29 protein-coding genes are annotated in these 24,942 nt (G+C 72.6%); 22 read left to right on the forward strand and 7 right to left on the reverse strand.

The annotated features are described in order from the left end of the window. The first annotated feature begins 81 nt into the window (after positions 1-81). From sufD to HN031_RS20375, 6 genes are read left to right on the forward strand one after another with little or no spacing between them, the layout of a single operon-like run. Entirely contained in the window at positions 82-1,293 is a 1,212-nt protein-coding gene (gene sufD / locus HN031_RS20350; RefSeq protein WP_172274763.1) for a Fe-S cluster assembly protein SufD, read from the forward strand. After that, on the forward strand, positions 1,293-1,640 hold the full coding sequence (locus HN031_RS20355) for a non-heme iron oxygenase ferredoxin subunit (RefSeq protein WP_172274766.1): 348 nt from the start codon (positions 1,293-1,295) through the stop codon (positions 1,638-1,640). The genes sufD and HN031_RS20355 overlap by 1 nt, the downstream gene beginning before the upstream one ends. Beyond that, positions 1,637-2,398 carry a Fe-S cluster assembly ATPase SufC gene (gene sufC, locus HN031_RS20360; protein ID WP_172274769.1) on the forward strand — a complete coding sequence of 254 codons (762 nt, stop codon included), beginning with the start codon at positions 1,637-1,639 and terminating at the stop codon, positions 2,396-2,398. The genes HN031_RS20355 and sufC overlap by 4 nt, the downstream gene beginning before the upstream one ends. A gap of 47 nt (positions 2,399-2,445) precedes the next feature. Then, positions 2,446-3,672, forward strand: coding sequence for a cysteine desulfurase (locus tag HN031_RS20365; protein ID WP_216652726.1), 1,227 nt, complete (start codon positions 2,446-2,448; stop codon positions 3,670-3,672). Beyond that, positions 3,672-4,169 (forward strand): Fe-S cluster assembly sulfur transfer protein SufU, encoded by a 498-nt coding sequence (gene sufU, locus HN031_RS20370; protein ID WP_172274775.1) that lies wholly within the window; start codon positions 3,672-3,674, stop codon positions 4,167-4,169. The genes HN031_RS20365 and sufU overlap by 1 nt, the downstream gene beginning before the upstream one ends. Beyond that, positions 4,166-4,555 carry a metal-sulfur cluster assembly factor gene (locus HN031_RS20375; RefSeq protein ID WP_172274777.1) on the forward strand — a complete coding sequence of 130 codons (390 nt, stop codon included), beginning with the start codon at positions 4,166-4,168 and terminating at the stop codon, positions 4,553-4,555. Before sufU ends, HN031_RS20375 begins: the two co-directional genes overlap by 4 nt. 3 nt (positions 4,556-4,558) lie before the next feature. Here HN031_RS20375 and HN031_RS20380 read toward each other — a convergent pair whose 3' ends face one another. Further along, positions 4,559-5,518 carry an SMP-30/gluconolactonase/LRE family protein gene (locus tag HN031_RS20380; RefSeq protein WP_172274780.1) on the reverse strand — a complete coding sequence of 320 codons (960 nt, stop codon included), beginning with the start codon at positions 5,516-5,518 and terminating at the stop codon, positions 4,559-4,561. A gap of 90 nt (positions 5,519-5,608) precedes the next feature. Between HN031_RS20380 and HN031_RS20385 the strand changes: the two genes are divergently transcribed. From HN031_RS20385 to HN031_RS20395, 3 genes are read left to right on the forward strand one after another with little or no spacing between them, the layout of a single operon-like run. Continuing rightward, a complete protein-coding gene (locus tag HN031_RS20385) occupies positions 5,609-6,391 on the forward strand; it encodes an aminoglycoside adenylyltransferase domain-containing protein (RefSeq protein WP_216652648.1) in 783 nt (260 codons plus the stop codon). Positions 6,392-6,417: 26 nt separating this feature from the next. Then, positions 6,418-6,801: a hypothetical protein gene (locus HN031_RS20390; RefSeq protein ID WP_172274783.1), complete on the forward strand. Its 384-nt coding sequence runs from the start codon at positions 6,418-6,420 to the stop codon at positions 6,799-6,801. Positions 6,802-6,852: 51 nt separating this feature from the next. Next, the gene (locus HN031_RS20395) at positions 6,853-7,398 is read left to right on the forward strand and encodes an NYN domain-containing protein (RefSeq protein WP_172274785.1); all 546 of its coding nucleotides are present in this window, start codon (positions 6,853-6,855) and stop codon (positions 7,396-7,398) included. A 135-nt stretch (positions 7,399-7,533) separates the two neighbouring features. Here HN031_RS20395 and HN031_RS20400 read toward each other — a convergent pair whose 3' ends face one another. Then, positions 7,534-8,184 carry an NAD(P)-dependent oxidoreductase gene (locus tag HN031_RS20400; RefSeq protein ID WP_172274788.1) on the reverse strand — a complete coding sequence of 217 codons (651 nt, stop codon included), beginning with the start codon at positions 8,182-8,184 and terminating at the stop codon, positions 7,534-7,536. A 128-nt stretch (positions 8,185-8,312) separates the two neighbouring features. Between HN031_RS20400 and HN031_RS20405 the strand changes: the two genes are divergently transcribed. Genes HN031_RS20405 through HN031_RS20430 form a run of 6 tightly spaced genes read left to right on the forward strand, consistent with a single transcriptional unit; the run spans position 8,313 to position 12,942 of the window. After that, on the forward strand, positions 8,313-9,281 hold the full coding sequence (locus tag HN031_RS20405) for an AraC family transcriptional regulator (RefSeq protein WP_172274790.1): 969 nt from the start codon (positions 8,313-8,315) through the stop codon (positions 9,279-9,281). 41 nt (positions 9,282-9,322) lie between these two features. Continuing rightward, positions 9,323-10,243 carry an ABC transporter ATP-binding protein gene (locus tag HN031_RS20410; RefSeq protein WP_322425298.1) on the forward strand — a complete coding sequence of 307 codons (921 nt, stop codon included), beginning with the start codon at positions 9,323-9,325 and terminating at the stop codon, positions 10,241-10,243. After that, a complete protein-coding gene (locus HN031_RS20415; protein ID WP_172274793.1) occupies positions 10,243-11,112 on the forward strand; it encodes an ABC transporter permease in 870 nt (289 codons plus the stop codon). Before HN031_RS20410 ends, HN031_RS20415 begins: the two co-directional genes overlap by 1 nt. After that, positions 11,109-11,351, forward strand: a complete 243-nt coding sequence (locus HN031_RS21760; protein ID WP_172274796.1) for a helix-turn-helix transcriptional regulator — start codon at positions 11,109-11,111, stop codon at positions 11,349-11,351. The genes HN031_RS20415 and HN031_RS21760 overlap by 4 nt, the downstream gene beginning before the upstream one ends. A 29-nt stretch (positions 11,352-11,380) precedes the next feature. Next, positions 11,381-11,986, forward strand: coding sequence for an acVLRF1 family peptidyl-tRNA hydrolase (locus tag HN031_RS20425; RefSeq protein ID WP_172274798.1), 606 nt, complete (start codon positions 11,381-11,383; stop codon positions 11,984-11,986). Between the two features lie 53 nt (positions 11,987-12,039). Further along, positions 12,040-12,942 (forward strand): phosphotransferase, encoded by a 903-nt coding sequence (locus tag HN031_RS20430; protein WP_172274801.1) that lies wholly within the window; start codon positions 12,040-12,042, stop codon positions 12,940-12,942. A 22-nt stretch (positions 12,943-12,964) separates the two neighbouring features. On the opposite strand, the gene HN031_RS20435 is transcribed toward HN031_RS20430, so the two are convergent. Further along, on the reverse strand, positions 12,965-13,909 hold the full coding sequence (locus HN031_RS20435) for a neutral zinc metallopeptidase (RefSeq protein ID WP_172274804.1): 945 nt from the start codon (positions 13,907-13,909) through the stop codon (positions 12,965-12,967). Between the two features lie 121 nt (positions 13,910-14,030). On the opposite strand from HN031_RS20435, the gene HN031_RS20440 reads away from it, so the two are divergent. The 4 genes from HN031_RS20440 to HN031_RS20455 all read left to right on the forward strand — a co-directional run bounded on the left by HN031_RS20440 (position 14,031) and on the right by HN031_RS20455 (position 19,329). Beyond that, the gene (locus tag HN031_RS20440) at positions 14,031-15,629 is read left to right on the forward strand and encodes an ABC-F family ATP-binding cassette domain-containing protein (protein ID WP_172274807.1); all 1,599 of its coding nucleotides are present in this window, start codon (positions 14,031-14,033) and stop codon (positions 15,627-15,629) included. 48 nt (positions 15,630-15,677) lie between these two features. Continuing rightward, positions 15,678-16,469 (forward strand): enoyl-CoA hydratase/isomerase family protein, encoded by a 792-nt coding sequence (locus HN031_RS20445; RefSeq protein ID WP_172274810.1) that lies wholly within the window; start codon positions 15,678-15,680, stop codon positions 16,467-16,469. Between the two features lie 92 nt (positions 16,470-16,561). Then, entirely contained in the window at positions 16,562-18,460 is a 1,899-nt protein-coding gene (locus tag HN031_RS20450; RefSeq protein WP_216652649.1) for an ABC transporter ATP-binding protein, read from the forward strand. A 98-nt stretch (positions 18,461-18,558) separates the two neighbouring features. Continuing rightward, positions 18,559-19,329, forward strand: coding sequence for an SDR family oxidoreductase (locus tag HN031_RS20455; protein ID WP_172274813.1), 771 nt, complete (start codon positions 18,559-18,561; stop codon positions 19,327-19,329). Here the strand turns inward: HN031_RS20455 and HN031_RS20460 are convergent. Further along, the gene (locus HN031_RS20460; protein WP_172274816.1) at positions 19,273-20,112 is read right to left on the reverse strand and encodes an SURF1 family protein; all 840 of its coding nucleotides are present in this window, start codon (positions 20,110-20,112) and stop codon (positions 19,273-19,275) included. The two genes, HN031_RS20455 and HN031_RS20460, sit on opposite strands and share 57 nt — an antisense overlap. Positions 20,113-20,172: 60 nt before the next feature. Between HN031_RS20460 and moaA the strand changes: the two genes are divergently transcribed. Next, entirely contained in the window at positions 20,173-21,162 is a 990-nt protein-coding gene (gene moaA / locus HN031_RS20465; RefSeq protein WP_172274819.1) for a GTP 3',8-cyclase MoaA, read from the forward strand. A 45-nt stretch (positions 21,163-21,207) separates the two neighbouring features. Here moaA and malQ read toward each other — a convergent pair whose 3' ends face one another. From malQ to HN031_RS20480, 3 genes are all read right to left on the reverse strand, one after another. Further along, positions 21,208-23,064 (reverse strand): 4-alpha-glucanotransferase, encoded by a 1,857-nt coding sequence (gene malQ / locus HN031_RS20470; RefSeq protein WP_216652650.1) that lies wholly within the window; start codon positions 23,062-23,064, stop codon positions 21,208-21,210. Between the two features lie 30 nt (positions 23,065-23,094). Then, on the reverse strand, positions 23,095-23,313 hold the full coding sequence (locus tag HN031_RS20475) for an acetone carboxylase (RefSeq protein ID WP_172274825.1): 219 nt from the start codon (positions 23,311-23,313) through the stop codon (positions 23,095-23,097). 199 nt (positions 23,314-23,512) lie between these two features. Continuing rightward, positions 23,513-23,803 carry a DUF3099 domain-containing protein gene (locus tag HN031_RS20480; protein ID WP_172274828.1) on the reverse strand — a complete coding sequence of 97 codons (291 nt, stop codon included), beginning with the start codon at positions 23,801-23,803 and terminating at the stop codon, positions 23,513-23,515. 108 nt (positions 23,804-23,911) lie between these two features. Here HN031_RS20480 and HN031_RS20485 point away from each other — a divergent pair, with 108 nt between their 5' ends. Together HN031_RS20485 and fabG are read left to right on the forward strand one after the other, a co-directional pair. Beyond that, positions 23,912-24,124: a dodecin gene (locus HN031_RS20485; protein WP_056606449.1), complete on the forward strand. Its 213-nt coding sequence runs from the start codon at positions 23,912-23,914 to the stop codon at positions 24,122-24,124. A gap of 61 nt (positions 24,125-24,185) precedes the next feature. Next, the gene (gene fabG, locus HN031_RS20490; protein ID WP_367650837.1) at positions 24,186-24,902 is read left to right on the forward strand and encodes a 3-oxoacyl-[acyl-carrier-protein] reductase; all 717 of its coding nucleotides are present in this window, start codon (positions 24,186-24,188) and stop codon (positions 24,900-24,902) included. The last annotated feature ends 40 nt before the right edge of the window (positions 24,903-24,942 follow it).

The raw sequence follows: 24,942 nt of genomic DNA on the forward strand, positions 1-24,942 counted from the left end.
CCGCCACCGCCTGACCACCACCCCGCCGGTCGGGGACGCCGCGACGCGGGCGTCCGGGCCGAGGAACCAGAAAGAGACGCAGTGACAGTCACCACCGAATCCGTCCGCTCCGCGCTGGAGCAGACCCCCGAGCAGGTCCGGGTGGAGAGCCACCTCCACCCGGTCGGCTCGTACGACGTCGCCGACCACGAGGTCCCGACGGGCCGCGAGGAGATCTGGCGCTTCACGCCGCTCAAGCGGCTCAGGGGCCTGCACGCCGACGCCGAGTTCATGCGGCCGGCGACCTCGGCCACGTGGAACACCCCCGACGGCGTCCGCATCGAGGTCGTCTCCGGCGACGAGGCCCGCGGCCTGCGCGGCATCTCCGGCCTGGTCCCCAACACCCGCTGGGCCGCCCGCGTCCTGGCCGAGGTGCCTGCGAGCCTGCTGGTCGACGTGCCCGCCGAGACCGAGGTCGCCGAGCCGATCGTCGTCGACCTCGACGGCACGGACGTCTTGGTGACCGAGGCCGGGCACGTGGCGCTGCGCTTCGGCGCCCACAGCAAGGCGATCGTCGTGCTCAACCACACCGGCTCCTCGACCGTCGCCGCGGTCGTCGAGATCGCCGTGGGGGACGGGGCCGACGTCACCGTCGTCTCGATCCAGGACTGGGCCGACGACGCCGTCCACCTGTCGCACCACCAGGCGCGGGTCGGTCGCGACGCGAGCTACCGGCACGCGGCCATCTCCTTCGGCGGCGACCTGGTCCGGATGGACGCCAACGTGACCTACGACGGTCCCGGCGGCTCGGCCGAGCTGCTCGGCCTTTACTTCGCCGACGCCGGCCAGCACATCGAGCACCGGATCTTCGCCGACCACACCGCCCCGCGCACGAAGTCCAACGCCATCTACAAGGGCGCGCTGCAGGGCGAGAAGGCGCACACCGTCTGGGTCGGCAACGTCCTGATCCGCAAGGTCGCCGAGGGCATCGAGACCTACGAGGAGAACCGCAACCTGGTCCTCACCGACGGCTGCCAGGCCGACTCGATCCCCAACCTCGAGATCGAGACCGGCGAGATCGAGGGCGCCGGCCACGCCTCCGCGACGGCGCGCTTCGACGACGAGCACCTGTTCTACCTGCAGTCGCGCGGCATCTCCGAGCAGGAGGCGCAGCGCCTGGTGGTGCACGGCTTCTTCAACGACCTCATCCGCAAGGTCGGCGTCCCCTCGATCGAGGACCGGCTGCTGACCACCGTCGAGGCCGAGCTCGCCAAGAACGTCCTCAAGGGCGGCGTCCTCGGGACGGGTGCCTGATGGGCTTCGAGCGCGCGTGCGCGCTGGACGAGGTCCCCGCCGACCAGGCGCTGGCCGTGACCCTCGGCCGCCACGAGATCGCCATCGCCCGTGACGGCGACGAGGTCTTCGCCATCGAGAACCTCTGCAGCCACGCCGAGGTCGCCCTCAGCGAGGGCGAGGTCGCCACCAACGACGGCGGCTGCCAGATCGAGTGCTGGCTGCACGGGTCGATGTTCGACCTTCGCACCGGCAAGCCCACCAACCTCCCCGCGACCGAGCCGGTCGCCACCTTCCCGGTCGACGTGCGCGGCACCGACGTCTACGTCGACACCGAGACCACCCTGAACGGAGTCACCCCCGCATGAGCAAGCTCGTCATCACCGACCTCCACGTCACCGTCGACACCGAGGACGGCCCCAAGGAGATCCTCAAGGGCGTCACCCTCACCATCAACGACGGCGAGACCCACGCGATCATGGGCCCCAACGGGTCGGGGAAGTCGACGCTGGCCTACTCCATTGCCGGCCACCCCAAGTACACGATCACCGGCGGCTCGGTGACCCTCGACGGCCAGGACGTCCTGTCCCTGTCGGTCGACGAGCGCGCCCGCGCCGGCCTGTTCCTCGCCATGCAGTACCCCGTCGAGGTCCCCGGCGTCTCGGTGTCGAACTTCCTGCGCACCGCCAAGACCGCGATCGACGGCGAGGCCCCCAAGCTCCGCACCTGGGTCAAGGACGTCAACGCCGCGCTCCAACAGCTCAACCTCGACTCGTCGTTCGGCACCCGCAACGTCAACGAGAACTTCTCCGGCGGTGAGAAGAAGCGCCACGAGATCGCGCAGCTCGAGCTGCTCGACCCCAAGGTCGCCGTGCTCGACGAGACCGACTCCGGCCTCGACATCGACGCCCTCAAGGTCGTCTCCGAGGGCGTCAACCGCTTCCGCGCGCGGGAGGGCAAGGGCGTCCTGCTCATCACCCACTACACCCGCATCCTGCGCTACATCGAGCCCGACCACGTGCACGTGTTCGTCGACGGCAAGGTGGCCGAGTCCGGCGGCAAGGAGCTCGCCGACGAGCTCGAGGCCAACGGCTACGACAAGTACGTCAAGACCGTCACCGCCTGAGCGACCGCTCAGCCGACCCACTGGAGAGGAGGACCACGATGCACGGACTGCTGCCGGACCTCGACGTGATCCGCAAGGACTTCCCGATCCTCGAGCGCACGCTCGCGGGCGGGGTGCCGCTGGTCTACCTCGACAGCGCCAACACCTCGCAGAAGCCCCAGGTCGTCATCGACACGATGGTCGACCACCTCGAGCGCCACAACGCCAACATCGCCCGCGCCATGCACCAGCTCGGCGCGGAGTCGACCGAGGCCTACGAGGGCGCGCGCGACAAGGTGGCGAGCTTCCTCAACGCGCCGTCGCGCAACGAGGTCGTCTTCACCAAGAACGCCACCGAGGCGCTCAACCTGCTCGCCCGCACGATCGAGCTCGGCCCCGGCGACAACGTCGTCATCACCGAGATGGAGCACCACTCCAACATCGTGTCGTGGCAGCTCGCCTGCGAGCGGTCCGGTGCCGAGCTGCGCTGGTTCGGGCTGACCGACGAGGGCCAGCTCGACCTGGGCAACGCCGACCAGCTGGTGGACGAGAACACCAAGGTGCTGGCGTTCACCTGGGTGTCCAACATGCTCGGCACGATCAACCCGGTCGTCGACCTGGTCTCCCGCGCCCGCGCGGCCGGCGCGATCTCGGTGATCGACGCCTCCCAGGCCGCCCCGCAGCTGCCGATCGACGTCCAGGCGGCCGGGTGCGACTTCCTGGTCTTCACCGGCCACAAGGTCTGCGGGCCGACCGGGATCGGCGTGCTGTGGGGTCGCGAGGAGCTGCTCAACACGCTTCCGCCCTTCCACGGCGGCGGCGAGATGATCGAGACGGTCACCATGGCGCGCTCGACGTACGCCGGGGCGCCGCACCGCTTCGAGGCCGGCACGCCGCCGATCGTCGAGGCGGTCGGGCTCGGGTGCGCGCTGGACTACCTCGGCCACATCGGCCTGGAGTCCATCCACGCCCACGAGCAGGCCATCACGGCGTACGCCCTCGAGGGGCTGCAGTCCGTGCCGGGCCTGACGGTCCTCGGCCCGCTCGACGTGACCCAGCGCGGCGGCGCCGTGTCGTTCGAGCTCGAGGGCGTCCACCCCCACGACATCGCGCAGGTGCTCGACTCGCGCGGCGTGGCGGTGCGTGCCGGTCACCACTGCGCCAAGCCGGCGCACGCCCGCTTCGGCGTGCAGAGCTCGACCCGGATGTCGTCCTACCTCTACACGACGCCGGCCGAGATCGACGCGCTCGTCGAGGCGCTCCACCAGACCCGCAGCTACTTCAAGGTGGCCTGATGAGCAACGACCTCGACTCGCTCTACCAGGAGATCATCCTGGACCACTACAAGAACCCGCACCACAAGGGCCTGCGCGACCCGTTCGAGTCCGAGGTGCACCACGTCAACCCGACCTGCGGTGACGAGGTCACCCTGCGCGTGCACCTGTCCGACACGGCGGGAGGCCGGCTCGTCGAGGACGTGTCCTACGACGCCGTCGGCTGCTCGATCTCGCAGGCGTCCGCCTCCGTGCTGACCGACCTCGTCATCGGCAAGCCCGTCGACGAGGCGATGTCGATCCACCAGAGCTTCCTCGAGCTCATGCAGGGCAAGGGGCAGGTGGAGCCGGACGAGGACGTCCTCGAGGACGGGATCGCGTTCGCCGGCGTCGCCAAGTTCCCCGCGCGCGTGAAGTGCGCCCTGCTGTCCTGGATGGCGTGGAAGGACGCGACCGCCCAGGCCCAGAGCCAGTCCGCAGAGACCCAGTCGGTGCCCACCGAAGGAGAGACCCGATGACCGAGTCCACCCACCAGCAGCTCGACCACAGCGACCTTCCCGAGGTCCCCGAGGCCGTCGCGGGCGGCGGCACGTCGACGGTGACCGTCGACGACGTCACCGAGGCGATGAAGGACGTCGTCGACCCCGAGCTGGGGATCAACGTCGTCGACCTCGGCCTCGTCTACGGCGTGCACCTCGACGAGCACAGCAACGCGGTGCTCGACATGACGCTCACCTCGGCCGCGTGCCCGCTGACCGACGTCATCACCGACCAGACCGAGTCCGCGCTGGAGGGCCTGGTCGGCGACGTCGCCATCAACTGGGTCTGGATGCCGCCGTGGGGCCCGGACAAGATCACCGAGGACGGCCGCGAGCAGCTGCGGGCCCTCGGCTTCAACGTCTGAGCCTCAGCTGCCGGCCCGCGCGCGCACCTTCGTCACCCAGTACTCCGTGGTGGGGGTCGGTGGCGTCGTGAAGCGCGCGTTGGGCAGGTAGAGGTCGGCACCGAACCGCGCGACCGTCGTCGGCACGTCGAAGCTCGTGCCCTCGTCGAGGTCCGCGGCGGTGATGGTGCGCACCAGCCGGCCGCTGAGCCCGTCGCGCGAGAGCCGCAGGACGGCGACCTGGTTCAACCGGTTGCGCACGACGTAGAGCGTGCGGCCCTGCCGGAGCATGCCGTCGCCCATCGTGAGCGACGCCCCGCCCAGGTCGACCTCCGTCGCCGCACCCGTGGTCGGGTCGACGCGGTAGAGCAGCCCGCTGGTGGAGTTGACCACGAGCAGGTGGCGGCCGGTGGGGGTGGTGCTGATGCCGTTGGCGCCGAAGCCCGCGCCCTGCACCCAGTCGCCGGTGAGCGGGACGGTGGTCGCGCTGGCGGCCGGCCCGCGCGAGGTGCGCGCGAGGCGGTAGAGCTGCGGCTGCGAGGAGTCGGTGAACCACGCCGCGTCGCGGGTGAGCACCACGTCGTTGACGAAGCTGGTCCCGGTCGTGAGGGTCAGGTCGGCGAGCAGCTCGCCGGTGTCGGTGTCGACGACCCGGGCCGTGCCCGACGCGCCGCCGGCGACGTACAGACGTCCCTGGCGGTCGGACTTCAGCCCGACCGAGGGGGTGCCGGGGCCCTCGCTGATCACCCGGCCGCGGCCGGTGCGCAGCGACACCTCGTAGATGTCGCCGTCGGCGCGCGAGCCGAACCAGGCCGTCGGGCCCGGTCCGATGGCAATCCCCTCGGGCTGGAAGCCGTTCGGGAGCGCGATCCGGGAGGGGAAGGTGCCGTCGAGCGGCACCGCCCTCGCCGTGGCGGTCGGTGCGCCGGTGAGCATGGTCAGGCCGAGCACAGCAGCGGCGCCGGAGACGAGCAGACGACCCATGGGGGACCTCCGAGTAGGTGGGGTCTCCGACGGTAGCCCGGGGCCCGATATTCCGTGGCGGCGCGACCCGGGCAGGCGCACACTTCAGCCGTGCTGAATCCCCACCCCACGCGCTACGCCGAGCTCAACGGCGTGCTGCACGACCTCGTCACCGGAGCGCAGTCCGCGCTCGGCGAGTCGTTCGTGGGCGCCTACCTCCAGGGGTCGTTCGCCCTCGGTGCGGGGGACCTGCACAGCGACTGCGACTTCCTGGTGGTGGTCCGCGACCACCCGACGGCGGCGCAGGTCGCCGCCCTGCGCACGCTGCACCGCGACCTGCCGCACCGCGACGGCCACTGGTTCGCCCACCTCGAGGGCTCGTACGCCGTGGCGGACGAGCTCCGCTCGGTCGACGGCCTCGGTCGCGCGTGGTGGTACGTCGACCACGGCTCCGACGAGCTGGTCCTGTCCGACCACTGCAACCAGGCGTGGACGCGGTGGGTCCTGCGCGAGCACGGCATCACCCTGGCCGGGCCGTGCCGGGTCGAGCTGGTCGACCCGGTGCCCGACGACGTGCTGCGCGAGCAGGCCCGCGCCGGGCTGGCGACCCTGACCGACGACGTCCTGGGCTGGTGCCCACCCGACGTCGCGTGGTGCCAGCGCTACCTCGTCGTGCAGGCCTGTCGCAGCCTCTACACCGTGCGCACCGGCCAGGTGGCCAGCAAGCGCGACGCGCTGCGGTGGGCGATGGTCCACGGCGACCCGCGCTGGCGACCGCTGCTCCAGCAGGTGCTCGCCGACCGCGACCTCGGCCTCGACCGCCAGGCCGCGCCACGGCCCGGGTCGATGGACGCGGCGCGCGAGTTCGCGGCGTACGTCGCTGCCGTGGCGTGACCCGGGTGCCCGATAGGCTGGCCGGCATGAGCGAGCCCGAGGTCGACCTGTCCGAGGACTTCGACCACGAGGAGCTGCGCAGCTTCTGGAACCTCGCCCGCTTCCACGCCAAGCTCAACGCCGCCCCGACCTACTTCGGGCCGACGACCCTCGAGTCGGTGCCGCCGCCGGCGTGGGCCTACGGCGACTCGACCGAGGAGTCCGACGCCTTCGTGGCCCAGGTGCTGGCCGACGAGCGCGGCCGGACGACGGCCGCGACCGCGGACTACGACGGCGAGCTGCCGCAGGTCGGCGTGCTGTCGATCCTGTGCGACGGCTCCGGTGTCCCGCGGGCGCTCGTCGAGGTCGCCGACGTGGCGGTGAGCGGCGACGAGGTCGTCGAGTCGTTCACGGTCGTCTACCAGCGCTGACGGGCGCGTCGGCGACGATCCGCGGCGCCGGCCGTGTGGGAGAGTCCTCGCATGGCCGAGCGGATGACCTACCTCCTCGTCGACGGGGAGAACATCGACGCGACCCTGGGGACCTCGATCCTGGGCCGGCGCCCGCGGCCGGAGGAGCGGCCCCGCTGGGACCGGCTCCTGGAGTGGGCCGAGCGGGCCTTCGACCAGGACGTCACCGGGCTCTTCTTCCTGGCGGCCAGCACCGAGCTGCCGACCAGCTTCGTCCAGGCGCTGCTCGCGATCGGCTTCAAGCCGATCCCGCTGAGCGGTGAGGGCAAGATCGTCGACATCGCCATCCAGCGCACCGCCGAGGCCCTCGTCGACCGGCCGGCCGACGTGGTGCTGGTCAGCCACGACGGCGACTTCGTCGACCAGGTCTCCGCGCTGTGCGACGGGAGCCGGCAGGTCGGTGTCATCGGCTTCACGGAGTTCGTGAACTCGCAGTTCCGCAACCTGCCGGGCCTGCGCATCTTCGACCTGGAGTACGACATCGCGGCCTTCAACTCCGCGCTGCCACGCGTCCGGGTCATCCCCATCGACGAGTTCGACCCGCTCGACTTCCTCTGACCGGCGCGAGCTGATCGCGGAAGATCCGAGTCACGTGGCGGCTCGGATCTTCCGCGTTGACGCTGGAGTCCCCGGATATCCGGGGACTCCAGACGCCGGGGACTCCAGACGCGGCGGACGCCACAGACACCCGCCTCAGGCCGGCGCCGTCACGCTCAGCACCTGCGACACCCGGCCGTCGTCCTCGAGCGCGTCGGCCTCGACCCGGGCGACCTGGCGCCGCGAGACCCGCATGCTGGGCGCCCGGTCGTCGGTGCTCACGTACGCCGGCTCGTCGGCGGGGTCGTCGTGGAGCACGGTCGGCCGCACGATGGTCCACGCGAGGCCGCTCTCGCGGACCAGCCGCTCCTGCACCTCGTGGTCCCGCACCTGCGGGCGGATCGCCAGGGTGAAGAACGCCTTGAGCGCCAGGGGGAGGTGGCGGTAGGTGTCGCCGATCCCGTAGGTCGACTGCACCACCAAGCGTCGTACGCCCTGCTCGCGCATCGCCGCCACCACCGCCGCGGTGCCGGCGGACCGGACGTCGAGCCGCGAGCTGGCGCGCCGGGTCAGCCGGACCCGGAACGGGTTGTCGGGGATGCCGAGGGTGACCGCCACGGCGTCCTGGCCGATCATCGCCTTCGCCAGGCTGTCGGCGTCCAGGACGTCACCGGTGACCGTCCGGACCTCCTCGCCGTGCTCGCCCGGCCGGCGGGCGTACGCCGTCACCAGGTGACCGCGCCCCGCCAGCTCCGCGACCAGCTCGGCGCCGGTGCCCCTGCTTGCTCCCACCACGAGAACCTTCATGTCTTCCTCCTCGGATCCTCCCGGGCCGCTCCCGGGTTGCTCCCAGCCTGCGGCCGGTGGCCTGGACGATCAATGCCGGATCCGCCGCGACTCTTGCCCGATCGTCCGGGGCGCGACACACTCGAGGGGTGGACCGCGACGTGCTGACCGACACCCTCACGGACTTCGGCATGACCGGGGTGTTCTACGCCGTGTCCGAGCTCTCGGCACCGTGGGGCATCGCGATCCCGCCCCTGCCCGGCACCGTGGTGTTCCACCTGGTGACCGAGGGCGGGCTCGTGCTGGAGGTCGACGGCGAGCACACGACGATGTCCGCGGGTGACATGGTGCTGGTGCCGACCGGCACGGGGCACGCCATCCTCGACGCACCGGGCAGCCCTGCGACGCCGCTGTTCGACCTGCCCCGCGTCGAGCTCGGGGAGCGCTACGAGCGCCTCCGCATCGACGGTCCGGGTCCGCGCAGCGAGGTCGTCTGCGGCGCGGTCAGCTTCACCGGGCTCGGGGTGGCCCGGCTGCTGCGCAGCCTGCCGCGGGTCCTTCCCGCGGGCGACGGCGGCGACGCCGCGTGGATGCGCGCCGCCTTCGACGTCATCGGAGCCGAGTCGCGCCACCCGCGCCCGGGCAGCGACGTGGTCACCGCCCGCCTGGCCGACATCCTCGTCGTCCAGGTCGTACGCTCCTGGCTGGAGTCCGGGACGCACGACCGCGGCTGGGTCGCCGGCCTCCGCGACCCGCAGGTCGGACGGGCGCTGGCCGCGTTCCACGCCGAGCCCGGCGCCCCGTGGAGCCTCGCCTCGCTCGCCGCCGAGGCCGGGATGTCGCGCTCCGCGTTCGCGGCGCGGTTCCGCGAGACCCTCGACGAGGCGCCGATGGGCTACGTCACCGCCTGGCGGATGGACCTGGCCGCCCGGCTGGTCCGCGAGCGCACCCTGTCGCTGGCGCGGGTCGCCGAGCGCGTCGGCTACCAGTCCGAGGCCGCGTTCAACCGGGCGTTCCGCCGAGCCCACGGGATGGCGCCCGGCGCCTTCGCCCGCCGCGACCTGGCGGAGCTCGTCCCGCCTCCTGCCGTGCAGGACGGGTTGCCGTCGGCGTTGTAGCACTCTTGCTACATCGACAGCACACGCACTACATTCAACGGGTGAGCACCGCACCCGTCATCGAGGTTCGCGACCTGCGCATGCGCTACGGCGACAAGGACGTGCTGACCGGCGTCGACTTCGCCATCGAGCCGGGCGAGGTCGTGTGCCTGCTCGGGCCCAACGGCGCCGGCAAGACGACCACCATCGAGATCCTCGAGGGGTTCCGCGAGCGGTCCGCCGGCGAGGTCGTCGTGCTGGGTGAGGACCCGCGTCGCGCCAGCGAGGCCTGGCGGGCCCGCACCGGCGTGGTCCTGCAGTCGTGGCGCGACCACGCGCGGTGGACGCCGCGGACGCTCCTCGACCAGGTGGGGGGCTACTACACCGCCTACTCCACGCCCGACCGGCCGCGGCCGGTGCCCACCGACGAGCTGATCGAGGTGGTCGGCCTCGACGACCTCGCGGACCAGAAGATCGCGACCTTCTCGGGCGGGCAGCGACGCCGCCTCGACGTGGCGATGGGCATCATCGGCCGGCCCGAGCTGCTCTTCCTCGACGAGCCCACCGCCGGCTTCGACCCGCAGGCGCGCCGCGAGTTCCACCACGTCGTGCACCGGCTCGCGGACCTCGAGCACACCACGATCCTGCTGACCACGCACGACCTGGACGAGGCCGAGAAGCTCGCCGACCGCGTGCTGATCCTGGCGGGCGGGCGGATCGTCGCCGACGACACCGCCGAGCAGCTCGCCCTGCGGGCCGCGCTCGAGGTCGAGGTGAAGTGGTCGCGCGGGGGCGAGCGCTTCGTGCACTCGACCGCCGACGCCACGGACTTCGTACGCCGCCTCCTCGACGAGCCAGGTGACCCGGTGGTCGACCTCGAGGTCCGGCGGGCGAGCCTCGAGGACGCCTACCTCGACCTCGTGCAGCGGCACGAGTCCGGGCAGGCCGACGCCGCCGCCCGCGCCTTCACGGAGGTGGTGTGATGAGCAGCCCGACGCCGGCCGGCACCGTGCCCCACGCCGTACGCCTCGGAGTGCGACGCGGGTGGACCGAGTTCGTGCAGAGCCTGCGCAGCTCGCAGGACCAGTGGTTCTACCTCTTCACCGCCTTCCTCGCCGTCGGCTACCTCTACCTGCGCCGCGACACCCCGGTCGACGACACCGGACTCCTGCTGCCGTCGGTCGCGCTGCCGAGCATCCTGGGCGGCCTGGTCGCCTTCGGCCTCGTCATCGGGCCGGCCTACAGCCTGGCCATGGAGAAGGAGGACGGGACGCTGCTGCGGGCCAAGGCGGTGCCCCACGGCCTGGTCGGCTACTTCGCCGGGCAGCTCGTGCTGCACTCCGCCAGCATGGTGCCGCAGCTCGTCGCCGTGCTCGTCCCGAGCTTCCTGCTCTTCGACGACCTGATGGCCGACCCGAGCGGGTGGTTCACGATGGTGTGGGTGCTCGTCCTCGGGCTCCTCGCGACGCTGCCGATCGGGATGATGATCGGCGCACTCGTGCCCGGCGTCCAGAAGGTCGGGATGTGGGGGATGCTGCCGGTCATGGTGCTCGCCGGCATCTCCGGCATCTTCTACCCCGTGCAGGCGCTCTGGGGCTGGGTCCAGGTGGTCGCGCAGGTCTTCCCGATGTACTGGCTCGGCCTCGGGATGCGCTCGGCGTTCCTGCCCGACTCCTACGCCAGCGCGGAGATCGGCGACTCGTGGCGCACCTGGGAGACCGTCGCGGTGCTGGGCGCCTGGGCGGTGGTGGGTGCCCTCGTCGCGCCGGCGCTGCTGCGGCGGATGGCGCGCCGCCAGTCCGGCTCGCAGGTCGCCGCCGCCCGCGAGGCGGCGTCCCAGTGGGTCAAGTGAGCGACGTGGTCCACAACCGCATCGCCCTCCTGCGCGCCGAGCAGGGCGTGACGCGCCGCGACCTCGCCATGGCGCTCGGGGTGCACTACCAGACGGTGGGCTACCTCGAGCGCGGCGAGAACAGCCCCAGCCTCGACCTCGCGCTGCGCATCGCCGCGTTCTTCGACGTGCCCGTGGAGGCCGTGTTCTCGCTGAGCCCCTTCCCGCGCGTGAGCGACGGGACCGGCCGCAGCGCCTGACCGGTCGAGCGCCCGGTAGCGTCCCTGCCGTGCCCCACGTCCTGGTCCCCACCGCGCGGTGGGAGCGGTGGGTCGACAACTTCGTCGCCCGGCACGGCGAGGCCCGGCTCGTGGTCGATGACGGCGGGCTGCGCGGCGAGGCCGAGGACGGCTCGCACTTCTCGGCCCGGCTTCCGTTCGCGACGACGTACGACGGTCCGGCCGAGGCCGCTGCCTTCGCGTCCGCGGCCGTGGCGCCGGGGGAGTGGGGGGTGCTGCTCGTGCGCAAGGGCGGCTTCGCCGTCGCCCGGCTGCGCGGCACCGAGATGGCGGAGCACAAGATCGGCCAGCGCCACGTGCAGGGGCGCACCAAGGCGGGCGGGCAGAGCCAGCAGCGGTTCGCCCGGCGGCGGGACAACCAGGCGCGCCAGGCCTACGACGCCGCCGCCGACCACGCCGCCCGGATCCTGCCGTCCTCCGGACCGCTGGTGACCGGCGGCGACCACCCGGCGGTCGAGGCGGTGCTGACCGACCCGCGGCTGTCCGGGCTCACCGTCGTCGGTCCGTGGCACGCCGTCCCGGACCCGCGGCGGGCCGTCCTGGACGCGGTCGTCGGGGACGCGCAGGCCCTCGTCGTCGAGGTCATCAACGCCTGACGGCCGGCGCGCGTCGGGCCTCCGGAGCTGTTGGATCGGCTAGCGTCCTGCACATGTGGCAGCCCGAGCCGGGATGGCAGCGACTGCCGGGCGCCGGCCCGGCCACGGTCGGGGTCTGGTCGGCCACGCACCGCGGCCGTGACGTGGTCGTGAAGCGGTTGCGCACCCCCGAGCCGCACGACCCCTCGGGGACCCTCGTCCCGCACGACGTGAACTACTGGCGGCGGGCGGCGGACGTGGCCCTCAGCGGCGTCGTCGCCGGCACCCCCGGGCTGCGCGAGGCGCCGGTGGTCCGGGTCGAGGAGGACGCGGAGGGCATCACGCTGGTCCACGAGCGCGTCGAGCACCACGACGTGCCGGGGCTGTGGCTGGCCGCGTCGCTGGGCCGCTTCGCCGCCGCCGAGCTCGGCGCGCACGCCTGGCTGGCCCGCGACCAGCTGCGTAGCCGGCTCGCGCTGGTCGATCGCCGCGGCGGCTGGCGCACGCTGGCGCGGACGCCGATGGCCGACATCGCCGACCACCTGTGGTCGCACCGCACCGTGTGGCTCGACCGCTGCGACGCCCTGCCCCGGGTGGCCCAGCACGGCGACCCCTCGGTGGCCAACATCCCCGGACGCGCGGACGGGGACGCCGTGGCGATCGACTGGGCCCACCTGGGTCGCGGACCCGTCGGCGCCGACCTCGGCTACCTCTCCCTGGCCACCCGCGAGGACGTCGAGCCCCTCGTGGAGGCGTACGTCGCCGCCCTCCCGCCCGGCCTGGCCACCGCCGAGCAGGTGCTGACCGGCGCCCGGGTGATGGCCGTCTACACCGCGCTCACACGGCTGGACTGGGCGCTGGCGCGGGTCGCCGACGGTGACGGCGCACTGGCAGGCAAGTTCCGCCACCCGAGCGTGGCGCCCTACATCCGCGCGATGCAGCGCCAGGTCGGTCAGATCGAGGCGCTGCTCGGCTGACCCGGGCGGCCGGCCCGGTGGCTCAGAGCTGGCTGGCGGAGAAGGTGTCGCACGCCTCGAGCGTGCCCTGCTCGTAGCCGGTCATGAACCAGCGCATCCGCTGCTCCGACGAGCCGTGCGTCCAGCCCTCCGGGTCGACGCGGCCGCCCGACTTCTGCTGGATGCGGTCGTCGCCGACGGTCTTGGCCGAGTCGACAGCCTCGGCGATGTCGCCCTCGTCGAGCTCGGCGAGGATGCCGTCGCCGTCGCTGGCGTCGCGGGTCCACATGCCGGCGTAGCAGTCGGCCTGCAGCTCGAGGCGTACGGCGTCGGAGTCGGGGCCCTGCTGGGTGCGGACCTGACCCATGGTGCCGAGCAGGTTCTGGATGTGGTGGCCGTACTCGTGGCCGAGGACGTAGGGCTCGACGAAGTCGCCGCCCTGGCCGCCGAGCTGGCCCTGGAGGACGTCCTCGAAGAACGTGGTGTCGAGGTAGATCTGCTGGTCGGGCGGGCAGTAGAACGGACCCACCTGCGAGGAGGCCTGGCCGCACCCGGTCGACACGGCGCCGGCGAAGGTGTTGATCTGGGCGGGGTCGAACTGGGTGCCGGACTGCTGGGGCAGCGCCTGCGCCCAGTACTGCTCGAGCGACACCGCGACGGCCACCCGGGCGCAGTCGGGGTCCTCGTTGGCGTCCTGCCCGGTCTGGCAGTTGGCGTAGCGCTCGTCGTTCTCGTTGATGCCCTGCGCCTGGCCGAGGGAGCCGCCGGTGCTGCCGCCCGGCAGCGCGCCGCCGCCACCCTCACCGCCGCCCATGCACTGGGTGAGCACGAGGAAGAGGATGACGATGAGGACGCCGCCGATGCCACCGCCCGCGCGGGTGCCGCCCGGCAGGGGCATCCGCATCCCGCCGCCGCCCATGCCGCCACGGCCGCCGCCCGCGTCGCGGACGCGGCCTCGGCTGATGTCGGCCTTGGGGTTGAAGCGCATGGGTGCTGCCTTTCCGCACGTGGTGACGCCGTTCCGCCACGGGATGTGACCTCTGCGCACAGTAGCCCCTGGGTCGCCGATGGGGCTCCGCGCTCCACCCCTTCGTAGGATGTGGCCCGAGATGATCACCGCCCAGAAGCTCGAGGTCAGAGCCGGCGCGCGGCTCCTCATGGAGGACGTCACCTTCCGCATCGCCGCAGGCGACAAGGTGGGCCTCGTGGGGCGCAACGGAGCCGGCAAGACGACCCTCACCCGCATCCTCGCCGGAGAGGGACAGCCCGCGTCCGGACAAGTGCTGCGCAGTGGCGACGTCGGCTACCTGCCGCAGGACCCGCGCGTCGGCGACCCCGAGGTCATCGCCCGCGACCGCATCCTGTCGGCCCGGGGCCTCGACGCGGTCGTACGCCGCCTGCGCGAGGCCGAGGTCGACATGGCCAGCGAGGACCAGAAGGTCCACGAGCGCGGCATGCGGCGGTGGGCCAACGCCGACGCGGAGCTGCACGCCGGGGGCGGCTACGCCGCGGAGTCCGAGGCGGCCCAGATGGCGGCGGCGCTCGGCATCGAGGAGCGCATCCTCGCCCAGCCGATCGGCACCCTGTCCGGCGGCCAGCGGCGCCGCGTCGAGCTCGCGCGCATCCTGTTCTCCGGCGCGGAGATCATGCTGCTCGACGAGCCGACCAACCACCTCGACGCCGACTCCATCATCTGGCTGCGCGACTTCCTCAAGGCGCACCGCGGCGGCTTCGTGGTCATCAGCCACGACAACGCCCTGCTCGAGGCCACCGTCAACAAGGTCTTCCACCTCGACGCCAACCGCGCCGTGATCGACGTCTACAACATGGGCTGGCACAACTACCTGACCCAGCGCGAGGACGACGAGAAGCGCCGCAAGCGCGAGCGGCAGAACGCCGAGAACAAGGCCAAGGTGCTCACCGACCAGGCCAACAAGATGCGGGCCAAGGCGACCAAGGCCCAGGCCGCGCAGTCGATGCTCAAGCGCGCCGAGAAGATGATGTCCGGCATCGAGAGCGAGCGGCAGGCCGACAAGGTGGCGCGGATCGCGTTCCCCGAGCCGGCGCCGTGCGGCAAGACGCCGCTCATGGGCACGGAGCTGTCCAAGTCCTACGGGTCGCTCGAGGTGTTCACCGCGGTCGACCTGGCCATCGACCGGGGGAGCCGGGTGGTCATCCTCGGGCTCAACGGCGCGGGCAAGACCACGATGCTCCGGATCCTGGCGGGGGTCGACAAGCCCGACACCGGCGAGGTCGTCCCGGGCTACGGCCTCAAGATGGGCTACTACGCCCAGGAGCACGAGACGCTCGACGTCAACCGCACGGTGCTGGAGAACATGCACAGCGCCGCGCCCGAGCTGACCGACACCCAGGCTCGCTCGGTGCTGGGCTCCTTCCTCTTCTCAGGCGACGACGCCCACAAGCCGGCCGGGGTGCTGTCCGGTGGCGAGAAGACCCGGCTCGCGCTCGCGATCCTGGTCGTCTCCAGCGCCAACGTGCTGCTGCTCGACGAGCCGACCAACAACCTCGACCCGGCCTCCCGCGAGGAGGTGCTGCACGCGATCCGCAGCTACACCGGCGCGATCATCCTCGTCACCCACGACGAGGGCGCGGTCCGCGCGCTCGACCCCGACCGGGTGCTGCTGCTGCCCGACGGCGACGAGGACCTGTGGAACGAGGAGTACGCCGACCTGGTGTCCCTGGCCTGAGGCCGGGGCCGGACCGGTCATCTACTCGCCGGTAGTAACGTGCGGGGCATGACTCCCGAGCAGCTCGCGACCGTCGGACTCCGCCTGCACGTCGAGGGGCCCGTCGCCACCGTGACGCTCGACCGGCCCGAGGTGCGCAACGCGCAGACGCCCGCAATGTGGCTGGCGCTCGGTGAGATCGGACGGACCCTGCCCGACGAGGTGCGGGTCGTCGTGGTGGCGGGGGAGGGCGCCAGCTTCTCGGCCGGCCTCGACCGGGCCATGCTCGACCCGACGACGTCCCTCGAGGACGGCCACGAGAGCGTCGTGGGCCTGCTGGCCCTGAGCGACGAGGAGGCCTCGGCCCGCATCGAGGAGTTCCAGCGCGGGTTCACCTGGCTGCGTGACCCGCGGTTCGTCTCGATCGCCAAGGTGCGCGGCCACGCCATCGGCGCCGGCTTCCAGCTCGCACTGTCCTGCGACCTGCGGGTCGTGGCCGAGGACGCGATGTTCTCGATGAAGGAGTCCGCGCTCGGCCTCGTCCCCGACCTGACCGGCACCCAGCCGCTGGTCGAGCACGTCGGTTACGCCCGGGCGCTGGAGATCTGCGCGACCGCACGCGTGGTCACCTCCGAGGAGGCCGTCCGCATCGGGCTGGCCACGGCCGCGGTCCCGGCCGCGGAGCTCGACGACGCGGTCGCCGGGCTCGCGGCCTCCCTCGTCGCGCCGATGCCGGGGGTCGTCGCCGAGACCAAGGCCCTGCTGCAGGGCGCGGGCGACCGCGACCTCGACGAGCAGCGCCGCCTCGAGCGCGAGGCGCAGGTACGCCGGTTCCGCGCCGTCGCGGCCGCGCTCGCCTGAGCCGGGGGGCGTCCGCGCCTCGTTGTCGGTGGCCCGAGGAACAATGATCGTGCGCCGCGGGTTCAGGTGGTGACCGGGACGAAGGAGCACGCATGACGATGGGGCCAGGGGCGGGTGGCCCGCCGTGGCGGTTCCTGCGCAGCGACCGGAGCGTCGTCGACAACAAGATCGAGCGCCGGACCGTGCGCCGGGTCCTAGGGTTCGCCGGCCCGCACCGGCGGCTGATCGCGGCGTTCCTCGGAGTGACGGTCGTCGACGCCGCGCTGGTGGTCGTGCCCCCGCTGCTGCTGAAGGCGATCATCGACGACGGCGTCCGCACCGGCGACACAACCCTCGTCGTTTGGCTCGCGGCCCTCGTCGCGCTCGTGGCCGTGGTCGACGCGGCGTTCGGGCTGGTCACCGGCTGGCTGTCCAGCCGCATCGGCGAGGGGCTGATCTACGACCTCCGCACCCAGGTCTTCGCCCACGTCCAGCGCCAGTCGCTCGCCTTCTTCACACGCACCCAGACCGGTGCGCTCGTCAGCCGGCTCAACAACGACGTGATCGGCGCCCAGCGGGCCTTCACCTCCACGCTCCAGGGCACCGTCTCCAACATCATCGCCGCGGTCGTCGTCGGGGTGACGATGCTCTTCCTCAGCTGGCCGGTGACCGTGCTGTGCCTGGCGCTGTTCCCGATCCTGCTGCTCGCGTCGCGCCTGGTGGGCGCTCGGCTGGCCGACCTGTCGCGACAGCAGATGGACGGCAACGCCGACCTCGGCAACGCGATGACGGAGCGGTTCAACGTCGGTGGCGCCATGCTCCTCAAGCTCTTCGGCCGCCGCGAGGTCGAGGACGTCGCCTACGCCCGCAAGGCCGCGGTCGTGCGCGACCTGGGGATCCGGATCTCGCTCCTCACCCGGATCTTCTTCGCGGCCATGACGCTCGTGCCGTCGCTGGCCCTGGCGCTCGTCTACGGCATCGGCGGCTGGCTGGCCATCCGCGGCGACCTGTCGGTGGGCACGATCGTCGCGCTCGGCGTCCTGCTCACCCGCCTCCTCGGTCCGCTGCAGGGCCTGTCCAACGTGCGGATCGACGTGATGACCGCGCTCGTCAGCTTCGACCGCGTCTTCGAGGTGCTCGACCTGCCGTCGCTCATCCGGGAGAAGCCCGACGCCGTCGCGCTGCCGCCCACCGCCTCCCGGCTCGAGTTCGACCACGTCGCCTTCACCTACCCCCGGGCCGACGAGATCTCCCTCGCCTCCCTCGAGACGGTCGCCCGCACCGAGTCGCGCGACAGCGGCCAGGTGCTCCACGACGTCACGTTCACCGCCCGGCCGGGCCAGATGGTCGCCCTCGTGGGCCCGTCCGGCGCAGGCAAGACGACGGTCACCCACCTCGTCGCCCGGCTCTACGACGTCGAGTCCGGGGCCGTCCGGGTCGGCGGGCACGACGTGCGCGACGTGACCCTGCAGTCGCTGGAGGACGTCGTCGGCTACGTCACCCAGGACGCCCACATGTTCCACGACACCATCCGGGCCAACCTGCTCTACGCCCGGCCGGACGCCGACGACCGCGGCATCTGGGCCGCGCTCGAGGCCGCGCAGATCGCCGACCTCGTTCGAGCGCTGCCCGACGGCCTCGACACGGTCGTGGGCGACCGGGGCTACCGGCTCAGCGGCGGTGAGCGCCAGCGCCTCGCCATCGCGCGCCTGCTCCTCAAGGCGCCCTCGATCGTCGTCCTCGACGAGGCGACGGCCCACCTCGACAGCGAGTCCGAGGCGGCGGTCCAGCAGGCCCTCGACGCGGCGCTCGAGGGACGCACCTCCCTCGTGATCGCGCACCGCCTGTCCACCGTCCGCAACGCCGACCTCATCCTCGTGCTCGACGACGGGCGGGTCGTCCAGCAGGGCACCCACGCCGAGCTGCTCGCCGCCGGTGGCCTCTACTCCACCCTGCACGCGACGCAGTTCCGCGACAGCGCCCCCCAGCCGGCGACCCCCGCCGCCAGCTGACGTCGACTGCGTCATACGGACCCGCTCCGATACGTACGCCCTCGGATGACGCTCGGGACAGCACGGGGCCCGACGCCCGCCCCCGCTAGGCTCGCGCCATGGACCTGCAGCTGACCGATCGGGTGTACGTCGTCACCGGGGGAGCGCGCGGGCTGGGCCGTGCGAGCGCCGACGCGCTGGTCGCGGAGGGGGCGCGCGTCGTGCTCTCCGGCCGCTCGCAGGAGTCCCTGGACGCCGCGGTCGCCGCGCTCGACGACACTGCCGGTCGCAAGGCCGCCGTCGCCGTGGTGGCCGACAACGCCGACCCGGGGACGCCCGCCCGGCTGCTCGCCGCCGCCGACGACGCCTGGGGCCGGCTCGACGGTGCGCTGATCAGCGTCGGGGGACCGCCGAAGGGGGCGGTCACCGCGATCACCGACGAGCAGTGGAGCACGGCCTTCGGGTCCGTGTTCCTCGGAGCCGTACGCCTCTCCCGCGAGATCGGTGCCGCGCTGCCTGCGGGCGGCTCGCTGGGCCTGGTGCTGTCCTCCAGCGTCCGGGCGCCGCTGCCCGAGATGGCGATCTCCAACGGCCTGCGACCCGGCCTGGCGATGGTCGCCAAGACCCTCGCCGACGAGCTCGGCCCGCGCGGCGTACGCGTCAACGGGCTGCTGCCGGGGCGCATCGCGACCGAGCGGGTCGCCGAGCTCGACGCCTCGACCGGCGACCCGGACGCGGCGCGGCGGGCGGCCGAGGCGAGCATCCCGCTGGGTCGCTACGGCGAGCCGGAGGAGTTCGGCGCCGTGGCCGCGTTCCTGCTCTCGCCGGCCGCGTCATTCCTGACGGGCGTGATGCTTCCCGTCGACGGCGGCCTGCTCCGCAGCCTCTGACTCGTCGGCGGCGCGAGGACCTCCCGGCCGCTGCCGGTCCACCCGACCCCACGGCCCGCGACCGCCGCGCCACTCGTCGTAGATGAGGTAGAAGAAGCCGAAGATCGCCAGCGCGCCGAAGAACCACCACTGCAGGCCGTAGAAGAAGTGGGGACCCTCGTCGAGCTCGGGCGGCTCCACCGGCTCCAGCGCGGTTTCCGGCTCGGGCGACTCGGAGCGGAGGTCCAGCCAGCCGCTGATGACCTCGCGGTCGAGGGCCTCGCCGATCCGCTCGCTGCTGACCGCGCGCGTGGACTGGTCGGTGACGGCGGTGCTGTCGCCCTCGGCGTCACGGCGCACCCAGCCGGTCACGGTGACCTCGCCGGGCGGCGGGGCGGGGACGTCGGTGGTCGCGACGCCGCGGTTGTCGGTGGCGTACCAGCCGCGGTCGACCAGCACGCTCGTGCCGTCGGTCAGCTCGAGCGGCACCACGACGTCCACGCCGGCGGCGCCGTCGCGGGTGCGGTAGCGCACGATGACGGTGTCCTCGACGGCATAGGTCCCGGTGGCCTCGACGATGCGCCACTCCGAGCCCTGGTCGACGGGCTCGCCGGGCGCCATCACCTCGGTGATCGGGGCGGCGCCGGCCTTTTCGTTGCGCTCGATGATCTCGTTGCGCTCGCGGCGGTCCTCGAGCCGGTGGAACTGCCACTCCCCGAGGCGCCACGCCACCCACGCCAGGAAGACGACCACGAGCGCGAAGGCGATCCAGCGGCGCGAGACCAGGAACCGCAGCTTGTGCACGCGCCGAGGTTATCCGGCGGCTCCTGACCGTTCGACGGGTGCCCGCATACACTGGTGGACGTGACGACACCTCTGGCGGACCGCTTCGGCCGCGTGGCCACGGACCTCCGTGTCTCGCTCACCGACCGGTGCAACCTGCGGTGCAGCTACTGCATGCCCGCCGAGGGTCTGGACTGGCTGCCCACCGAGCAGACACTGACCGATGACGAGGTCGTCCGGCTGATCACGATCGGGGTCGAGCGACTCGGGATCGCCGAGGTGCGGTTCACCGGCGGCGAGCCCCTGCTGCGTCGCGGCCTGGTCGACATCGTCGGCCGCACCCATGCCCTCGGGGTGGAGACGTCGCTCACCACCAACGCGCTCGGCCTCACCCGTACGGCCCAGGCGCTGGCCGACGCCGGGCTCGACCGGATCAACGCCAGCATCGACACCGTGCGTCCCGACACCTTCGCCACCATCACGCGGCGCGACCGGCTCCCCGACGTCGTCGCCGGGCTCGAGGCGGCCCGCGCGGCCGGACTGGGCCCCATCAAGCTCAACGCCGTGCTGCTGCGCGGCACCAACGACGACCAGGCCCCCGAGCTGCTGCGGTGGAGCCTCGAGCACGGCTACGAGCTCCGCTTCATCGAGCAGATGCCCCTCGACGCCCAGCACGACTGGAGCCGAGCCTCCATGGTCACGGCCGACGAGATCTTCGAGGCGCTCTCCGGCGAGTTCGTGCTGACGCCGCACGGCGAGCCGCGCGGCAGCGCTCCGGCCGAGCTGTTCACCGTCGACGGTGGACCGGCCACGGTCGGGATCATCGCCTCGGTCACCCGGCCGTTCTGCGGCGACTGCGACCGCGTCCGCCTCACCGCCGACGGCCAGGTCCGCAACTGCCTGTTCGCGCGGGAGGAGTCCGACCTCCGTACGGCGCTGCGCTCGGGCGCGAGCGACCAGGAGATCGCCGAGCGGTGGGTCATCGCCATGCGCGGCAAGCGTGCCGGTCATGGCATCGACGACGTGACGTTCCTCCAGCCCGACCGCCCGATGTCCGCCATCGGCGGCTGAGACCCGGCTCCCGACAGGCCCCCGACGGGCCCCAGAAGGGCGTCCTCAGGCAGGACCGCCCGACAGCGCCTCCGTGACCACGCGGACGAGCCGCTGCACCGACGGCACGTCGCCGAGCTCGTCGACCGCGACGGGCAGCCGCAGCCTCCAGTTCGCCCGCTCCACCGTGCCGGGCACGTTGGGACGCCGCTCCTCCAGGACCGCGTCCTCGAGGGAGAGCGACAGCAGCAGCGACGGCGCGCGGGACAGCTCGCGGTAGGCGGCGTCGACGGCCTCCGCCGGCGTGGCCTGCGACGACAACCCCGAGCGCGACAGCCGCTCGAGCAGGTCCTCGCGACCGCTGCGCACGTCCGCCTCGGGCATCCCGGTCGCCGCCATCTGGTCCTCGGCGTCGGATCCCGTCCAGAGGCCGGCGACCGTCGGGAGGTCGTGGGTGGTCACCGTGGCGAGCGCCTCGACCGGCCACTTCTCGGGGTCGTCCTCCTCGAACCACAGCACCTTGTAGGACAGGACACCCCGGCTGCTCAACGCCTCCGGGACGTGCGGCTCCACGGTGCCGAGGTCCTCGCCGACGACCACGGCCCGGGCCCGGTGCGACTCCAGGGCGACGATGTCGAGCAGGTCGTCACTGGGGTAGCGGACGTAGGCACCCTCGGTGGCGCCGGCGCCCTCGGGGATCCACCACAGCCGGAACAGGCCCATCACGTGGTCGATGCGCAGGCCGCCGGCGCCCGAGATGGTGCTGCGCACGGACTGGATGAACGGCGCGTAGTCGGCCAGGCGCAGCCGCCACGGCACCATCGGCGGCGATCCCCAGTCCTGGCCGAGGGTGTTGAGCGCGTCGGGCGGGGCGCCGACGGTGATGCCCTGCGCGAGTCCCTCCTGCCAGGCCCACGCGTCGGCACCGCCGCCGGACACGCCGATGGGCAGGTCCTGGATGACCGTCAGGTCGCCGGTGGCCGCGCGCAGCTGCACGTCGAGCTGCCACTGCAGCCAGGCGTGGAAGCCGACCTGCTCCTCGTGCGTACGCCGGAAGTCGGCGACGTCCTCGCCGTCGGGGCGGCGCAGGCCGACCGGCCACGTGTGCCAGTCGGGTCCGTGCTCCTCGGCCAGCGCGGACCACGTCGCGAACTCCTCGAGGGCCGGACCCCGCTCCGCGCGCCAGGTGGAGAAGTCCGGGTCGCCGTCGGCTCCGCCGCTGCGCTGGTGGGCGCGGTGCAGCGCCGCCCGCTTGAGCTCCCACGTCGCGTCGCGGTCGACGAGGTCCGACTGCGCCGTACGACGCACCGCGTCGGCGTCGACGTCCGCGGCCGAGTGCCCGGGGACCTCCGCGACGCGGAGGTAGACCGGGTTGCGGAAGCGTCGGGTGGCCGGCAGGTAGGGACTCGCCTCGAGCGGCAGGGTGGGGGCCACGGCGTGGAGCGGGTTGACCAGCAGGAAGCCGCCGCCCTCCCGCTCGGTCCACTCGCGGAGCGTCCGCAGGTCGCCGAGGTCGCCGATGCCCCAGCTCGCGGCGGAGTTTGCGCCGTACAGCTGGACCGCCCAGCCCCACGTCCGCTCGTCGGGGAGCCAGCAGCGACCGGGGGACACGACGAGCAACCGCTCGGGTCCGTCGCCGGCCCGCACGCGGTGGTAGCCGAGCGGCATGTCGTCGGGCAGCGGCCCGTCCAGCTCCCACCGGGTGCCGTCCTCGCACGTGACGACCGCCGCACCGAGGCCGAGGTCGCGGCCGGGCCTGGTGACGAGCGGAGCCCGTTGCTCGAGGTCGTCGGGCGGCACGCCGATGACGTCGCGCAGGCGCCTGACCGTGTCCTCGGAGACCCGGTGCGGCACGTCGTCCGCGTCGATCCACCGGTGCTGGACGCCCCAGGCGTCGGTCGTGCTGCGAAGGTCGCTGTCCACCATGGCCCCCAGTTCCCCGCGCGGGCGGATCTACCCGGGCGTGCCGTCGGCGACGGGCCGGTGCGGCACGACGTCCTTCAGGAACCCGCGGGCCCCGAGGAAGTCAGACAGCGACGACCGGTGCTCGTCGCACGCGAGCCACGACTTGCGCCGCTCGGGCGTGTGGATCTTCGGGTTGTTCCACTGCAGGTCCCACGCGGCGTCGGCCTGGCATCCCTTGGCGGAGCAGATGTCGCGGTCGAGCTCCACGCAGGACCTCCGGGGGTGACGACGGGCGGCTGGCAGGGAGGGGAGAAAAGTAGAGGTGCCGGACAGCCACGGGGGGGAGCTGTCCGGCACCTCGAGTGCGAGCGCAGACGGGGGATGCTGCGTTCGCGTGAGCGATCCTGCCACGGCGGTGGGTGAAAACCAAACCTCCGGAGGGGCCAATTCAGGCGATTTCTCTTCCTCAGTCCTCGTCGTCCCGCGCCGTCAGTTCGTGCGTCCCGGGGGAGGCCGGCAGTCGGAATCCGTCGTCGCGCTGGTCGTTGGCGTTGGCGGCGACGACCGCGAAGAGCGGCAGGAAGACGGCGGCGGCGACGAGCACCCAACGCAGCGGGCCGGGTCCCACGGCGACGGCGGCGATGAAGCAGACCAGTCGGATGGTCATGGACACGGCGTAGCGCCGCTGGCGAGATCGCATGTCGTCGGCGGCGCTGCTGCGAGCCGTCGTGATGCGTACGGCTTCGGGCTTGGCCATGTCTCCGAGTCTACGTCGCTACCCTCAACGGACCACCCGTCCAGGCGGTCGCGGGGGACCGCCGGCACCGTCACACATCCGGCACGCATCCGACAGCAGGAGGACACCATGACCAACCGCACCTACCGCGTCACCGAGATCGTCGGCACCTCGCCCGACGGCATCGACCAGGCCGTCCGCAACGGCATCGAGCGCGCAGGCAAGACCCTGCGCCACATCGACTGGTTCGAGGTGACCCAGATCCGGGGCCAGGCCAAGGACGGGGTGGTCGAGCACTTCCAGGTCGGGATGAAGGTCGGCTTCCGCCTCGAGGACGAGTGAGCCCGACCGTGGGATTCCGCCTACCCCCCGGTAATCACTAGCGTCGGAAGGCGTGAGCGACATTTCCGAGTCCACTCCCCGCACCGTCCTGGTCACCGGCGGCAACCGCGGCATCGGCCGCGCGATCGCCGAGGCGTTCCTGGCCCAGGGTGACCGCGTCGCCGTGACGACCCGCAACGGCGGTGCGCCCGACGGGGCGCTCGACGTGCGCTGCGACATCACCGACAGCGCGGCTGTCGAGGCGGCCTTCGCCCAGGTCGAGGAGGCCTACGGCCCGGTCGAGGTGCTCGTCGCCAACGCCGGGATCACCAAGGACACGCTGCTGCTCCGGATGAGCGAGGAAGACTGGTCGTCGGTGATCGACACCAACCTCACCGGCACCTTCCGGCTGGCCAAGCGCGCCGCGAAGGGGATGCTGCGCCAGCGTCGCGGTCGCATCATCCTCATCTCGTCGGTGGTCGGGCTCCTCGGTTCGGCCGGCCAGGCCAACTACGCCGCCTCGAAGGCGGGCCTCGTCGGCGTCGCCCGCTCGCTCGCCCGCGAGCTCGGCAGCCGCTCGATCACCACCAACGTCGTGGCGCCCGGCTTCGTCGAGACCGACATGACCGACGTCCTCACCGACGAGCAGCGGGCCGCGATCAAGGCGCAGGTGCCGCTCGGCCGCTACGCGTCGCCGACCGAGGTGGCATCGGCGGTCACGTGGCTGGCCTCCGACGGGGCGGCGTACGTCACGGGTGCGGTCATCCCCGTCGACGGCGGCCTCGGCATGGGCCACTGACCACCCGCCCCACGCAGCCCGCACGCACGCCAGCACGCAC

The sequence above is a fragment of the Nocardioides sp. zg-1308 genome, from assembly GCF_013155375.1.
GTDB classification, from domain to species: Bacteria; Actinomycetota; Actinomycetes; order Propionibacteriales; family Nocardioidaceae; genus Nocardioides; species Nocardioides renjunii.